Source organism: Streptomyces sp. NPDC037401 (assembly GCF_055602345.1).
Genome location: NZ_JBVJWO010000011.1, coordinates 1 through 13,714 on the forward strand (window position 1 = coordinate 1; position 13,714 = coordinate 13,714).

General features: G+C 71.7%; 12 protein-coding genes and 1 pseudogene. 4 read left to right on the forward strand and 9 right to left on the reverse strand.

All coding sequences use genetic code 11. The annotated features are described in order from the left end of the window. Positions 1 to 399: 399 nt before the first annotated feature. The gene (locus tag ACZ7H1_RS13450) at positions 400 to 1,407 is read right to left on the reverse strand and encodes a stage II sporulation protein M (RefSeq protein ID WP_470786326.1); all 1,008 of its coding nucleotides are present in this window, start codon (positions 1,405 to 1,407) and stop codon (positions 400 to 402) included. Positions 1,408 to 1,531: 124 nt separating this feature from the next. On the opposite strand from ACZ7H1_RS13450, the gene ACZ7H1_RS13455 reads away from it, so the two are divergent. Next, the gene (locus ACZ7H1_RS13455; RefSeq protein WP_470786328.1) at positions 1,532 to 2,419 is read left to right on the forward strand and encodes an RDD family protein; all 888 of its coding nucleotides are present in this window, start codon (positions 1,532 to 1,534) and stop codon (positions 2,417 to 2,419) included. Here ACZ7H1_RS13455 and ACZ7H1_RS13460 read toward each other — a convergent pair. Beyond that, complete coding sequence (locus ACZ7H1_RS13460; protein ID WP_470786329.1) at positions 2,416 to 3,054, reverse strand: hypothetical protein; 639 nt, start codon at positions 3,052 to 3,054, stop codon at positions 2,416 to 2,418. The two genes, ACZ7H1_RS13455 and ACZ7H1_RS13460, sit on opposite strands and share 4 nt — an antisense overlap. A 96-nt stretch (positions 3,055 to 3,150) precedes the next feature. Then, positions 3,151 to 4,587, reverse strand: coding sequence for an adenosylhomocysteinase (gene ahcY, locus ACZ7H1_RS13465; protein ID WP_470786330.1), 1,437 nt, complete (start codon positions 4,585 to 4,587; stop codon positions 3,151 to 3,153). Between the two features lie 449 nt (positions 4,588 to 5,036). Here ahcY and ACZ7H1_RS13470 point away from each other — a divergent pair. Then, a pseudogene (locus ACZ7H1_RS13470) lies at positions 5,037 to 6,524 on the forward strand (fructose PTS transporter subunit IIA). Between the two features lie 109 nt (positions 6,525 to 6,633). Then, positions 6,634 to 7,332 carry a signal peptidase I gene (lepB, locus tag ACZ7H1_RS13475; protein ID WP_470786332.1) on the forward strand — a complete coding sequence of 233 codons (699 nt, stop codon included), beginning with the start codon at positions 6,634 to 6,636 and terminating at the stop codon, positions 7,330 to 7,332. Between the two features lie 103 nt (positions 7,333 to 7,435). Here lepB and ACZ7H1_RS13480 read toward each other — a convergent pair whose 3' ends face one another. The 6 genes from ACZ7H1_RS13480 to ACZ7H1_RS13505 all read right to left on the reverse strand — a co-directional run bounded on the left by ACZ7H1_RS13480 (position 7,436) and on the right by ACZ7H1_RS13505 (position 12,965). Beyond that, positions 7,436 to 8,368, reverse strand: a complete 933-nt coding sequence (locus ACZ7H1_RS13480; RefSeq protein ID WP_470786333.1) for a cation diffusion facilitator family transporter — start codon at positions 8,366 to 8,368, stop codon at positions 7,436 to 7,438. Between the two features lie 71 nt (positions 8,369 to 8,439). Beyond that, complete coding sequence (gene manA, locus ACZ7H1_RS13485; protein ID WP_470786334.1) at positions 8,440 to 9,597, reverse strand: mannose-6-phosphate isomerase, class I; 1,158 nt, start codon at positions 9,595 to 9,597, stop codon at positions 8,440 to 8,442. 71 nt (positions 9,598 to 9,668) lie between these two features. Then, positions 9,669 to 10,802, reverse strand: a complete 1,134-nt coding sequence (locus tag ACZ7H1_RS13490) for an SIS domain-containing protein (protein ID WP_470786335.1) — start codon at positions 10,800 to 10,802, stop codon at positions 9,669 to 9,671. Between the two features lie 24 nt (positions 10,803 to 10,826). Beyond that, complete coding sequence (locus tag ACZ7H1_RS13495) at positions 10,827 to 11,009, reverse strand: Trm112 family protein (RefSeq protein ID WP_393573055.1); 183 nt, start codon at positions 11,007 to 11,009, stop codon at positions 10,827 to 10,829. Positions 11,010 to 11,120: 111 nt separating this feature from the next. Then, a complete protein-coding gene (locus ACZ7H1_RS13500) occupies positions 11,121 to 12,485 on the reverse strand; it encodes a phosphomannomutase/phosphoglucomutase (protein ID WP_470786338.1) in 1,365 nt (454 codons plus the stop codon). Between the two features lie 66 nt (positions 12,486 to 12,551). Beyond that, entirely contained in the window at positions 12,552 to 12,965 is a 414-nt protein-coding gene (locus ACZ7H1_RS13505) for a DUF3499 domain-containing protein (RefSeq protein WP_470786631.1), read from the reverse strand. Positions 12,966 to 13,212: 247 nt separating this feature from the next. Here ACZ7H1_RS13505 and ACZ7H1_RS13510 point away from each other — a divergent pair, with 247 nt between their 5' ends. Further along, positions 13,213 to 13,689 (forward strand): metallopeptidase family protein, encoded by a 477-nt coding sequence (locus ACZ7H1_RS13510; RefSeq protein WP_470786632.1) that lies wholly within the window; start codon positions 13,213 to 13,215, stop codon positions 13,687 to 13,689. The last annotated feature ends 25 nt before the right edge of the window (positions 13,690 to 13,714 follow it).

The following is a 13,714-nucleotide window of genomic DNA, read 5'->3' on the forward strand; positions in this document are numbered from 1 at the left end:
GAGTTCTCAAGGTGCGGACGCTTCCTTTGTACTTACCCTCGCGGGCTTTCCTCCGGGCGCTTCCTTCGTTCTTGCGTTTCCGACTCTATCAGATCTTTCCGACCCGATTTCCTCGGCGCTTTCCAGGTTCTCGCTTTCGCGTTTCCCTTTTCGGCGTTTCCGACTCTATCAGATGTCCTCACCGGGTTTTCCCGGCTTCGAAATCCGTTAGGCATTCGGAGGATGTGCTCCGCGCTTGGAATTCGATTCCAAATTTTGGGAGCGAGACAGAGTCTAGACCGTTGCGGTCGAACTGTCCAGTCCGAGGCAACCGTTCGAATCTACCTCCCCGCTCGGTCCGTGTCAACGGTCTTTGCGGGACGACGAGGAGACTAGCAGCTCAGCACGGGTGCCCGCACATCAGGCGGCCGTGGGCAGGGACGCGCTCCGGTCCGCAGCTTCGACGTCGCCCGACTCACCGGCCCGCGCGGCCCGGCCGCCCACGACGTAGACGTAGACCAGGAAGGCCGCCTCGGCCGCGATGCCGATCGCGATCCGGGCCCAGGTGGGCAGGCCGGAGGGGGTGACGAAGCCTTCGATCAGGCCCGAGACGAAGAGGACCGCGGCGAGGCCGATGGCCATGCCCAGGGCGGACCTGCCCTCTTCGGCCAGGGCTGCACGTCGGGTCCGCGGGCCCGGGTCGATGACGGTCCAGCCGAGCTTCAGGCCCGTACCGGCGGCCACGAAGACCGCGGTCAGTTCGAGCAGGCCGTGCGGGAGGATCAGGCCGAGGAAGGTGTCGAGGCGGCCGGCCGCGGACATGAGGCCGATGCCGATACCGAGGTTCAGCATGTTCTGGAAGAGGATCCAGAGCACCGGGACGCACAGGAAGGCGCCCAGGACCAGGCACATCGCGGCCGCCCGGGCGTTGTTCGTCCACACCTGCGCCGCGAACGAGGCCGCGGGGTGGCTGGAGTAGTACGTCTCGTACTGGCCGCCGGGCTTCGTCATCTCGCGCAGGGAAGCCGGCGCGCCGATGGCCGCCTGGACCTCGGGGTGCGCGGCGATCCACCAGCCGATGAGGGCGCCCACCAGCGTGGACAGTACGGCGGTGGGTATCCACCAGTGCCTGCTGCGGTAGACGGCGGCCGGGAATCCGGCGGTGAAGAAGCGGACCGCGTCGCGCCAGCTCGCGCGGCGGGCGCCGGTGACCGTCGCCCGGGCGCGGGCGACGAGCTGGGTCAGCCGGCCGGTGAGCATGGGGTCGGGCGCGCTGGACTGGATCAGCGAGAGGTGGGTGGAGGTGCGCTGGTAGAGGGCGACGAGTTCGTCCGCCTCGGCGCCCGTAAGGTGGCGGCCGCGGCGCAGGAGCTGCTCCAGGCGGTCCCACTCGGCCCGGTGGGCGCTGACGAAGACGTCGAGATCCATCCGCTTGCCGCTCCTGCCCCGGTGAGCCGTCGGTCGTCTGCGGTCGACTGCAGACGTAGTCCGGTCAGCTTGGCAGACTTGATGACCACGGGGCAGGGCAGGGCGGCATGAAGGGCGGGCGTCGGTGAGCGATCTGGTGACGGGGGACGCGGTCGTCCTGGGGCTTCAGCCTGCGCGGCTGCCGAGCCGGGCGCTGGCCATCGTGGTCGACATGGTCGTGCAGTGGGCCGTGTTCCTCCTCGTCTCCATGGCGCTGCTGGCGGCGACCGGTTCGATGGACGACGCGGCCCGGATGGCCGTGCAGATCGCGACGTTCGTGCTGGTGCTGATCGGCGTGCCCATCGCGGTGGAGACGCTGAGCCGTGGGCGCTCGCTGGGCAAGCTCGTCTGCGGGCTGCGGGTGGTTCGGGACGACGGCGGTCCGGTGCGGTTCCGGCACGCGCTGGTGCGCGGTGCGCTCGGGGTCGTGGAACTGCTGATGACGTTCGGGACGATCGCGTGCATCGCCTCGCTGGTGTCCGCGCGGGGGCGGCGCCTCGGCGACGTCTTCGCCGGGACGCTGGTGGTGCGGGAGCGGGTGCCCGGGGCGCGCGTCTCGTATGTGCCACCGCCTCCGCCCTGGCTGGCCGGACGGTTCACGGAGCTCGACCTGTCGGCCGTACCTGACGGGCTGTGGCTCGCTATACGGCAGTACCTGACCCGGATGGGGCAGCTGGACCCGTACGTCGGTGCGTCGATGGCGGCCCGCCTGGGGGACGACCTGGTGGCGTGCACGGGGACTCCGGCGCCGCCGGGGGTTCCGGCGGCGGCGTACCTGGCGGCGGTGGTGCACGAGCGGCAGTCCCGGGACGCGCGGCGGGCTTTCGGCCAGGCGCAGGTACAGGGATACCCGCAGGCGCCGGCGTACGGGGACGTGCAGGTGCAGGCGCACGTACAGGCGCCGGCTCCGGTGCAGTCGTCCGTGGGTGAGCGGCCCGAGCCGCCGGCGTCCGGGTTCGCGCCGCCGTCCTAGTCGCCGGCCGAGTCTCCCTGGTCGGTGAAGACCGACGGGGGGGTCTCGAGCTCTTCGAGTTCGATGCCCGGTGCCGACAGGACCACGTCCCCTGCGATGTGGACGGTGTGCTGCTCCCCCGTCGCCAGGTCGTTGATCTGGTACTCGTCGACCGTCAGCGGGCCGCTGTCAGTGGCGTGCGCTTCACTTTTCAGCAGGGCCCAGGCCTGGTCCACGGTGCGGGGGGCGAGGACCGGGTCGGTGAAGGCCACGAGGCGGACGCGGGTCGCGGGGGAAGCGGGGGCGAGGCGCAGCAGCCGGGCGGTGGCGACGAGGAAGGCCGGGGAGGTGCCGGTGAAGGCGTGGGCGCGGACGTTGCCTTCCGTCGCCTCGGTTCCGGTGGGGTCGGTGCGGACCCAGGTGACGCCTTCGAGTGCGGCTCCGCGTACCTGCCAGCTCGCGGCGTGCAGTTCGAGGCGGATGGGGCGGCCGAGTTCGTCGACGGCCAGGTCGACGGAGCCCGCGTGGTCGCCGGCGGGGGTGGTGATCTGTGAGACGTAGCGCCAGCCGGAGGGGCCGGGGGCGCAGTGGAAGTGCTCGTCACCGAGGGGGGTGTGGTCGTGGGGGTCGTGGAGCGAATAGCGGCCGCGGGGCATGGGGGTTCCTGACGTGTGGCGTGCGTACAGGGCAGGCCCCCGGCAACGGGTGCCGGGGGCCTGCCTCAGTGCTGTGCTGTCACCGCTGGGGCTGGATCAGTAGCGGTAGTGGTCCGGCTTGTACGGGCCCTCGACCTTGACGCCGATGTACGCGGCCTGCTCCGGGCGGAGGGTCGTGAGCTTGACGCCGAGGGCGTCGAGGTGAAGGCGGGCGACCTTCTCGTCGAGGTGCTTCGGGAGCACGTAGACCTCGGTCGGGTACTCCTCGGGCTTGGTGAAGAGCTCGATCTGGGCCAGGGTCTGGTCCGCGAACGAGTTCGACATCACGAAGGACGGGTGGCCGGTCGCGTTGCCGAGGTTCAGCAGGCGGCCCTCGGACAGCACGATCAGGACCTTGCCGTCGGGGAACTTCCAGGTGTGGACCTGCGGCTTGACCTCGTCCTTGACGATGCCGTCGATCTTGGCCAGGCCGGCCATGTCGATCTCGTTGTCGAAGTGGCCGATGTTGCCCACGATCGCCTGGTGCTTCATCTTGGCCATGTCCGAGGCCATGATGATGTCCTTGTTGCCGGTCGTGGTGATGAAGATGTCGGCGGTCTCGACGACGTCGTCCAGCGTGGCGACCTGGTAGCCGTCCATGGCTGCCTGCAGGGCGCAGATCGGGTCGATCTCCGTGACGATGACGCGGGCGCCCTGGCCGCGGAGGGACTCGGCGCAGCCCTTGCCGACGTCGCCGTAGCCGAAGACCACCGCGACCTTGCCGCCGATGAGGACGTCGGTGGCGCGGTTGATGCCGTCGATGAGGGAGTGGCGGCAGCCGTACTTGTTGTCGAACTTCGACTTGGTGACGGCGTCGTTCACGTTGATCGCCGGGAAGAGCAGGGTGCCCTCGGCCATCATTTCGTAGAGGCGGTGGACGCCGGTGGTGGTCTCCTCGGTGACACCGCGGATCTCGGACGCGAGCTGGGTCCACTTCTGCGGGGACTCGCCGAGGGTGCGGTTGAGCAGGGTGAGGATGTGGGCGTACTCCTCGGAGTCCGCCGTCGACGGGTCCGGGGCGGAGCCGGCCTTCTCGAACTCGACGCCCTTGTGGACCAGCAGGGTGGCGTCACCGCCGTCGTCCAGGATCATGTTCGGGCCGCCGGTGGGGGTGTTCGGCCAGGTCAGCGCCTGCTCGGTGCACCACCAGTACTCCTCCAGGGTCTCGCCCTTCCAGGCGAAGACCGGGACGCCCTGCGGGTTCTCCGGCGTGCCGTTCGGGCCTACGGCGATGGCGGCGGCCGCGTGGTCCTGGGTGGAGAAGATGTTGCAGGAGGCCCAGCGGACATCCGCGCCGAGCGCGACCAGGGTCTCGATGAGGACGGCGGTCTGCACGGTCATGTGCAGGGAGCCGGTGATCCGGGCGCCGGCCAGCGGCTGCGTGGCGGCGTACTCCTTGCGGATCGACATCAGACCGGGCATCTCGTGCTCGGCGAGGGTGATCTCCTTGCGGCCGAAGGCGGCAAGGGAGAGGTCTGCGACCTTGAAGTCCATGCGTCCTGCTCCTCGTGATGGGATGCGAGAGGGTACGGCTGAGCCGTGCACCGCGGATGGGCGCACACAGCGCAGTCCGTCGGAGGCCCTCTCTCCTCTCGGCCGGTCCCGTGGACCGCCCGACCGCCATCAGCAGCGACGCCTGACACTGACGTCGAATCTACACCGAACGGCCGATCACGCCCCAGCCGATCCTGGTCAAGTCGTCGACGGTTTTGGGGCCATCCGGATGGACCGGTTTAGGCCTTTTGGGCTTTTTGGTGCACCCCTTACGTGGGGCAGGATGCCGGTGGGTCGGGTCATCAGCGCGGTCCCGCAGGACCCAGGGTGTGAGGAGATTCCACGCGACCAGTCCGGCCGGCCGTCCCGGAAGCGGGGGGCCCAGCGGGCAGAAGCGCCTGAAGCTGCTCGCGGTGACCGCGTGTCCCACGGGGATCGCGCACACGTACATGGCCGCCGAGAAGCTGCAACAGGCGGCCGAGCGGCTCGGTGTCGACATGAAGGTGGAGACGCAGGGCTCGATCGGGGCCGAAAACGTACTCTCTGACAACGATGTCAGAGAGGCGGACGGGATCATCATCGCCGCCGACAAGGAGGTCGACCGCGAGCGGTTCGCCGGCAAGCGCGTCCTGTCCGCCGGGGTCGCGGACGGCATCCACCGGCCGGAGGAGCTGATCGAGCGGGTGCAGAGCGCGCCGGTGCAGAGCGCGCCGGGGCAGACCGGCACCGCGGAGGCCCCGGGCGGCGGCAGCAAGGGTGGCCCGGTCGGCGGCAAGGAGCGCAGCCTCGCGTACAAGGCGCTGATGAACGGTGTCTCGTACATGATCCCGTTCGTGGTGGTGGGCGGTCTGCTGATCGCCGTGTCGCTGGCCCTGGGCGGGCACGCCACCCCGGACCGCGACCAGCGCGATCCTGCTCGGCGCGATCATCGGCCTGATGATCGCCTTCGACATGGGCGGCCCGGTCAACAAGACCGCCTTCCTGTTCGGTACGGGCCTGATCACGTCCGGCAACTACGCCGTCATGGGCATGTGCGCCGCGGCCATCCCCGTGATGCCGCTGGGCCAGGGCCTGGCCACACTGATCCGCCGCAAGCTCTACTCCGAGCAGGAGCGGGAGACCGGCATGGCGGCGATCTTCATGGGCATGTTCGGCATTTCCGAGGGCGCGACCACGTCCCGCACGGCGGTCCGATCGTGGCGGCGCTGGGCGCCATCGACAACTGGGCCTGGTTCCTGATCGCCATCGCGGCGGGCACGGTCGTCACCGCGCTGACCACCAACGCCCTCATCGGGATCAAGCAGCGCAGGAGCGGCGGGGACGGTGCGGGCGGGCCGGCTGCGCAGCCGGAGCCGGAGCCGGCACTGGTGGGTGCCGGGGCTGCGACCGGAGCCGGGGCTGCGGGGGCCGGGGCCGGAACGGGTGCCCCCGCCCCCGCGTCCGCAGGCGGCCCGGCGCCCGCTGCCGGTTCCGCCGCGCCCGAGGTCCTGTCGGGCTACCTCACCGGGCAGACCGTACGGACCGAGCTGGCCGCGCGGACGAAGGATGCCGCGATCCGCGAGATGGCGCAGATACTGGCCAACACCGGGAACGTCCGCGACGTCGACGAGCTGGTGCGGGTCGCGCTCGCCCGAGAGGCGCAGGGCACCACCGGGCTCGGCGAGTCGATCGCCATCCCGCACGCGAAGACCGATGCGGTCAGCCGCCCGACGGTGGGCTTCGCGCGCTCGTCGGAGGGCATCGAGTGGGGTGCGCTGGACGGTACGAAGGCGCAGCTGGTGTTCATGATCTCGGTGCCGGAGGCGGCGGCGGGCGACGAGCACCTGCGGATCCTGGCGCTGCTGTCCCGGAAGCTGATGGACGGCGACTTCCGCGCGCGGCTCTCGTCCGCCCCGGACGAGCCGTCGGTCCTGGAGGTCCTGCGCGAGATCCGGTAGCCGCGAGCAACCGGACCGGTCCCGCGGGGCGGTGGAGCCGACCCCGTCGCCGACGGCGCCCCGGCCCCTCCGTACGATGCGCAGCTCGCGCGTCGTACGGAGGGGTTTGATGGAACACAGGACGGTCCGAAGACTGGGGATCTGGGCAGTGGTGCTGCTGGGGGCCGGGGTGCTGGTGCCCCTGGCGAGCCTGGTGGCCTTCCGCGTGCAGTACCAGGCCTTGAGCGTGCCGAGCGGGAGCATGCGCCCGACGTGGGAGCAGGGCGCCAGCGTCGCCTTCGCCAAGGGCGACGGTGCGGCGGCCCGGGGGGACATCGTCCTCTTCTCGGTGCCGCAGTGGTCCGACGTGCCGCCGGGGACGGAGCTGATCAGCCGGGTGGTGGCGGTCGGCGGCGACCGGCTGGCGTACGACCGGCACGGCACCCTGACGCGCAACGGCCAGCGGCTCGTCGAGCCGTACGCGGACGGGTCGATGGCGGACACCCCGCATTTCAGCATCACCGTGCCGCAGGGCCGGGTGTTCCTGATGGGCGACAACCGGGGGAACTCGAACGACTCCCGCTACCACCTGGGGCTGGACGACGGCACGGTGGCGGTGAAGGACGTGATCGGCGTGGCGGTCGGGGATCCGGACGGACTGCTGCGGACGTACGCGGGGGTGGCCCTGGGCGGCGCCGTGCTGCTGGCGGCCGGCGTCGGACTGGGGATCACGGCGCGCCGTGCGCGGCGGCGGACCGGGGCCGGGGCGCAGGTCCCGCCGGTGGAGCAGACGCCGCCGCTGGCCGCGGCCGGGCGGAAACAGGCCTGAGCCGACCGCGCTCCCGGGACGGGAAAACGGGCCGGGAAAACGCGAGGCTCCCGTGGTGCGCAGCGGTGCGCACCACGGGAGCCTTCGTACGGGCGTACGGGCGTCAGGCGCCGGCGGCCGGGGCCTGCTCGCGGTAGATGTCCGGCTCCAGGTAGATCACGCGGGCGATCGGCACGGCGGCGCGGATGCGGTCCTCGGCGGCGTTGATCGCGTGGGCGACCTGCTCGGCGGAGTCGTCGTGCTGCACCGCGATCTTGGCGGCGACGAGCAGTTCCTCGGGGCCGAGGTGCAGGGTGCGCATGTGGATCAGGGCGGTGACGGTCTCGCCGTCGACGACCGCGGCCTTGATCTTGTCGACGTCCTCGGTGCCCGCGGCCTCGCCCAGCAGCAGGGACTTGGTCTCCGCGGCGAGGACGATCGCGATCACGATGAGCAGGACGCCGATGCACAGGGTTCCGATGCCGTCCCAGACGCCGTTGCCGGTCAGCAGCGCGATGCCGACGCCGCCGAGGGCGAGGATCAGGCCGACGAGCGCGCCGAGGTCCTCCAGGAGGACGACGGGCAGCTCGGGGGCCTTGGCCCGCTTCACGAACTCGCTCCAGGTCTGCCCGCCGCGGATCGCGTTCGACTCCTTGATCGCGGTGCGGAAGGAGAAGGACTCCGCGATGATCGCGAAGACGAGGACGCCGACCGGCCAGTACCAGGCCTCGATCTCGTGCGGGTCCTGGATCTTCGCGATGCCCTCGTAGATGGCGAACATGCCACCGACGGTGAAGAGCACGATGGAGACGAGGAACGCGTAGATGTAGCGCTCGCGCCCGTATCCGAAGGGGTGCTGCGGCGTCGCCTCGCGCCGGGCCTTCTTGCCGCCGAGGAGCAGCAGGCCCTGGTTGCCGGAGTCGGCGAGCGAGTGGACGCTCTCCGCGAGCATCGACGACGAACCGCTGAAGATGAATGCCACGAACTTGGCTACAGCGATGGCGAGGTTGGCGGCGAGTGCCGCCACGATCGCCTTGGTTCCGCCTGACGCGCTCATGGGTGCAGGGTGTCCCTTCCTAGCCACTGGTACGGCGGCACATTGTTGCAGCAGCCGGGGAGGAGGCTGCGTCAGGCCACCACTGTGGCGCGGAAGACCGTGCCGGTCCCGGACAATTCAACCTTTTCTCCTGCGGGTACGAACACGGACTCGCCCGGGGCCAGGGTCAGTTCGCCCGCCACCGGGGCGCCGGCCGTGCAGAGCAGGATCTGCGGGGTGGCGTCGGGGAGTTGCCGGGGGGCGCCGCCGGGGGCGAGGACGAACCGGGAGAGCCGGAACTCGTCGATGGGGGTCTCGTAGACCTCTTCGGCACCGTCCTCGGGGCGCAGGACGGCGGGGTCGGTCGGTTCGAACCGGACGACCTTCAGCAGTTCGGGTACGTCGACGTGCTTGGGGGTGAGCCCGCAGCGGAGCACGTTGTCCGAGTTGGCCATGATCTCGACGGCGAGGCCGTCGAGGTAGGCGTGCGGGATGCCCGCGCCGAGGAACATGCCCTCGCCCGGCTGGAGTCGGACGTGGTTGAGGAGCATGGCGGCGATGACGCCCGGGTCGCCGGGGTAGTGGTGGGAGAGCGTGGCGTACGGCGCGTACGGGCCGCCGAGCCGCTCGGCGGCGGCGGTGGCCTCGGTGACGGTGTGCGCCATCTCCTCGCGGTCCGCGGTCAGGACGGCGGTGAGGACCTCGCGCAGCGCCGCTTCCTCGGGCTGGGCGTGCAGCAGGTCGGCGTACGGCTTGAGCGAGTCGACGCCGAGTCCGGCGAGCAGGTCGGCGGCCTCCAGCGGCGGGCGGAAGCCGCACAGCCCGTCGAACGGCGTCAGCGCGCAGACCAGCTCGGGCTTGTGGTTGGCGTCCCGGTAGTTGCGGTGCGGGGCGTCGGCGGGGATCCCGCGGCGCTCCTCGTCCGCGTACCCCTCGCGGGCCTGCTCGAGGTTGGGGTGGACCTGCAGGGACAGCGGGGCGCCGGCGGCCAGGATCTTCAGGAGGAAGGGGAGGTGGGGGCCGAACCGGGCGACGGCGGCGGCCCCGAGCTCGCCCTCGGGATCGGCGGCGATGACGTCCGGCAGGGTCGTCGCGCCGGATCCGCGGTCCAGCCGGGAGGGGGCTCCGGGGTGGGCGCCCATCCACATCTCGGCCTGGGGTTCGCCCGTCGGCGCCACGCCGAGCAGGCCGGGTATCGCGGTCGTCGAGCCCCAGGCGTAGGGGCGGATGGTGTTCGAGAGACGGTCCATCGGTCGTCTTCCTGGGAGGAGGGAGGAGGACCGTGCCTGTCGTGGTGCCGGGCCTCCGATCGGTACGTCCGCTAGGGACGTCCCCCTGAGGCCAGCGCCAAGTAGGCGGTGGCGAAGTCCGTGACGGCGAGGAGTTCGGCGAGCAGTTCGAGCTCTCCGCCCTCTTCCGGTTCGAGCTCGCTGACGGCCGTGTCGTGGCTGAGTGCGAGCTCGCGCGCGGCGGGTGCGGCGGTGAGTCCGCCGCCCGGCCGGTCACGCAGCAGGACGACACGGGCGTGCAGGGCCTGCCGCTCTTCGACCCGGTCGCGGAAGAAGTCCTCGGGATCGGCGCCCGCGGCGAAGGCCCCGGCGAGCAGGACGCCGTGTGCCTGGAGGGCCTCGGGCAGTTCCCTGGCGAGCGCGGGGCGCCCGGCGAGTTCGGCGAGCGTGGCGGCAAAGCGGCGGCCCGCGGGTCCGGCGCCCGCGCCCTCCGTCCAGATCAGCGGGAGGGAGTCGGCGAGCTCGGCGGCGAGGGTCTTGGCCGGGTTGCCGTACGTGGCGATGGCCGGTCCGCAGCGTTCGGCGGTCCGGTCGAGGCGGTCGGCGACGAGCTGGAGGCCGGCCGGGGGCGCCGAGATCAGCCCGAGCTTGTCGAGGAGCACCAGCAGCGGGGTGAGCAGGGCCCACAGCGCGCCGGGCCCGGCCGCGGCGCTCTCGTCGTACTCCTGGTACGGAGCCTTGGCCATCGGTACGAGCAGACCGTGCGCGCCCGCGACGGACTCGCTGAGCGGGGAGCGCTCCGGGGCGACGGCCACCACGGTGCAGCCGCGCCGGTACGCCTGCTCGGCGAGGAGGCCGAGGCCGGGCTCGGAGCCGTCGATGGTGGCGATGAGGAGCAGGTCCACGGATCCGGCCCAGCCGGGCAGGGTCCAGCGCAGGGCCCCGGCGGCGGGCGCTACGCCGGACGGGTGGAGCCGGGTGACCGGTGCGGAGGCGCCCGCGAGCGCGCTCAGCAGGTCGGCCACTCCGGTGGCGGCCGTCCCGGGACCCGCGATCATGACGGCCCGCGGGCGGCCGTCCGGGCGCAGGTCGTCGATTCCGGCCTCGGCGGCATGCCGGACCGCGGTGCGGACCCGGGCCCCGGCCTCGGCGGCGCCGCGGAGCAGTCCGCGGCGGTCCGCCCGGGCGAGCGACTCGGGTTCGTCGAGCAGCGACTCGTCGAGCATTGGCGGCCTCCGGTCGGGGTCGGGTCAGGCGGGGCGGCGGGCCTCGTCCACGAGGAGGACGGGGATGCCGTCGCGTACGGGGTACGCCAGGCCGCAGTCCGTGCCGGTGCAGATCAGCTCGGGCGTCTCCGCCTTGGTCTCGTCCTGGAGGGGCGAGTGGCAGGCAGGGCAGGCGAGGATCTCCAGGAGGCCGGCTTCGAGCGGCATGAGGTGTCCCTTCGGGGGTGCGGCGCGTCGTGCGTACGCGTGGAGCTGCGGGTGTGCTGCTTCGGGCCTGGTCAGCGTACCGCCGAGCGGGGCGGGGTGCGGCTTGAGCCCTTAGCTGCGGATCAAGGCGAGGACCTCGTCGCGGACGGCGGCGAGGGTCTGCTCGTCGCGGGCTTCCACGTTCAGCCGCAGCAGGGGCTCGGTGTTGGACGGGCGGACGTTGAACCACCAGTCCGCCGCGGTGACCGTGAGGCCGTCCAGCTCGTCGAGGGTGGTGTCCGGGCGGTCGGCGTACGCGGCGCGGATCGCGGCGAGGCGGCCGGCCTGGTCGTCGACGGTGGAGTTGATCTCGCCCGAGCCGCGGTAGCGGTCGTACGAGGAGACCAGCGCGGACAGCGGGGTCTCCTGGCCGCCGAGCGCAGCGAGGACGTGCAGCGCGGCCAGCATGCCCGTGTCGGCGTTCCAGAAGTCCTTGAAGTAGTAGTGCGCCGAGTGCTCGCCGCCGAAGATGGCGCCGGACTTGGCCATCTCCTCCTTGATGAAGGAGTGGCCGACGCGGGTGCGCACCGGGGTGCCGCCCTGTTCGCGGACGACCTCGGGGACCGACCACGAGGTGATCAGGTTGTGGATCACGATGCCGGAGCCGCCGTTGCGCTCCAGTTCGCGTGCGGCGACCAGGGCGGTGATGGCGGAGGGGGACACGCCCTCGCCGCGCTCGTCCACCACGAAGCAGCGGTCGGCGTCGCCGTCGAAGGCGAGGCCCAGGTCGGCGCCCTCGGCGCGGACGCGCTCCTGGAGGTCCACGATGTTCTTGGGGTCGAGCGGGTTCGCCTCGTGGTTGGGGAACGTCCCGTCCAGTTCGAAGTACATGGGGACCACGGTCAGCGGCAGGCCCGCGAACACGGTGGGCACGGTGTGGCCGCCCATGCCGTTGCCCGCGTCCACGACGACCTTCAGCGGGCGGATCCCGGAGAGGTCGACGAGCGACTTCAGGTGGGCGGCGTAGTCATCGAGGGTCTCGCGCTCCGTGACGGTGCCGGCGACGGGGGCCGCGGCCGGGGCGCCCTTCTCGGACCACTCCTCCACGAGCGAGCGGATCTCGTCGAGCCCGGTGGACTGTCCGACGGGCGCGGCGCCCGCACGGCACATCTTGATGCCGTTGTACTGGGCCGGGTTGTGCGAGGCCGTGAACATGGCGCCCGGGAGGTTCATCTGCCCGGAGGCGAAGTACAGCTGGTCGGTGGAGCAGAGCCCGATGAGGGTCACGTCCGCGCCTCGGGCGGCGGCGCCGCGGGCGAAGGCCGCGGACAGGCCGGGCGAGGAGGGCCGCATGTCGTGTCCGACCACGATCGCCGATGCGTCCGTGACCTGGACGAATGCGGCGCCGAAGAGCTCGGCGAGCGGCTCGTCCCACTGGTCGGGGACGACCCCGCGTACGTCGTAAGCCTTGACGATCTGCGACAGATCAGCAGCCACGTGGCCAGCCCTCCTGAGGTCCTGTGCGGTGGGTCCAACCTACCCGCAGCACGTGAACCCAAGCGGTCAGGATTCGGGTGAGCGCAAGACCCGCAGATGGCGGCGCGGCTCGCCGGCGGGCATGCCGCCGCCCCCGGCCTCCATCGCCCGCCCGTGCGGCCGGGCTGCTTCCCGTACGGCGTTGGCGAGGGCTTCGAGGTCGTCGCCGCTGGGGCGGGAGGGGCCGGAGCCGTCCGAGAGGCGTACGACCTCCCAGCCGCGGGGCGCGGTCAGGCGCTCGGAGTGCTCGGCGCACAGGTCATAGCAGTGGGGTTCGGCGTAGGTGGCGAGCGGGCCGAGGACTGCGGTCGAGTCGGCATAGACGTACGTCAGTGTTGCGACGGCAGGGCGGCCGCACGCGGTGCGCGAACAGCGACGTACAGGGCTCACGACGTTGGACGGTACCGCACTCTTGACCGGGCCGCGACGACTCTCCCTCAGCTCACTCCCCCGTGTCGTGGCGTGATCTCCGCCATAGAGCGGCCGAGAGGGAGCGGGCTGACCTGCGCGCGGGCCGACGCGGAGGGTGTTGTCGGTGATGAATGCGGTCACCAGTACGCATAAATACGGCCAATTGGCGCGGGACGTGCGGTCGTCGGGAGATCCGGAACGCTCCCGGGGCCGGCCGGATCGCTCAAGGTGCGACATCGGGGCCCATGGCCTCGCGGAGGGCTACCCTGCGGGGGTGATGGACAGTTCCGTACCCCCGACTCCTGGCACCGGCGAGCGGCAGAGCGAGCCCCGGCCGCGTCGGCGGGACCGCCACGGCCGCGGGATGCGCGGGCCGGTGGCGCCCCCTCAGGTGCCGCTGTCGGCGAGCCGGTCCGATCTCTTCGGCGACCTGGTCCAGGACTCGGTCGAGAGGCTCGAACGCCGCTTCCCGCAGCTCGCCGAGGTGGAGTTCGTCGTGATGGAGGTGCCGCAGCCGGGCGGCCCGGACAGCGGGTGGAACGACGAGGCCGTGCCGCTGGGCGGACTGGTCGCGCCGCACGAGGGCAGGCCGGCCCGGATCGTCGTCTACCGCCGGCCCGTCGAGATCCGCACGAAGAACCGCGACGACCGCGCGATGCTCGTGCACGAGATCGTCGTCGAGCAGGTCGCCGAACTGCTCGGCCTGGCCCCGGAGTCCGTGGACCCCCGGTACGGGCAGGACGGCCAGGACTAGTCGGGGACGCAGGCAGGGACGCAGG

Coding starts and splice junctions, on each gene's coding strand:
- ACZ7H1_RS13480 (WP_470786333.1), bottom strand. CDS start 8,368: ATGAGCGCGTCAGGCGGAACCAAGGCGATCGTGGCGGCACTCGCCGCC.
- lepB (WP_470786332.1), top strand. CDS start 6,634: ATGGAACACAGGACGGTCCGAAGACTGGGGATCTGGGCAGTGGTGCTG.
- manA (WP_470786334.1), bottom strand. CDS start 9,597: ATGGACCGTCTCTCGAACACCATCCGCCCCTACGCCTGGGGCTCGACG.
- ACZ7H1_RS13460 (WP_470786329.1), bottom strand. CDS start 3,054: ATGCCCCGCGGCCGCTATTCGCTCCACGACCCCCACGACCACACCCCC.
- ACZ7H1_RS13450 (WP_470786326.1), bottom strand. CDS start 1,407: ATGGATCTCGACGTCTTCGTCAGCGCCCACCGGGCCGAGTGGGACCGC.
- ACZ7H1_RS13495 (WP_393573055.1), bottom strand. CDS start 11,009: ATGCCGCTCGAAGCCGGCCTCCTGGAGATCCTCGCCTGCCCTGCCTGC.
- ahcY (WP_470786330.1), bottom strand. CDS start 4,587: ATGGACTTCAAGGTCGCAGACCTCTCCCTTGCCGCCTTCGGCCGCAAG.
- ACZ7H1_RS13510 (WP_470786632.1), top strand. CDS start 13,213: ATGGACAGTTCCGTACCCCCGACTCCTGGCACCGGCGAGCGGCAGAGC.
- ACZ7H1_RS13490 (WP_470786335.1), bottom strand. CDS start 10,802: ATGCTCGACGAGTCGCTGCTCGACGAACCCGAGTCGCTCGCCCGGGCG.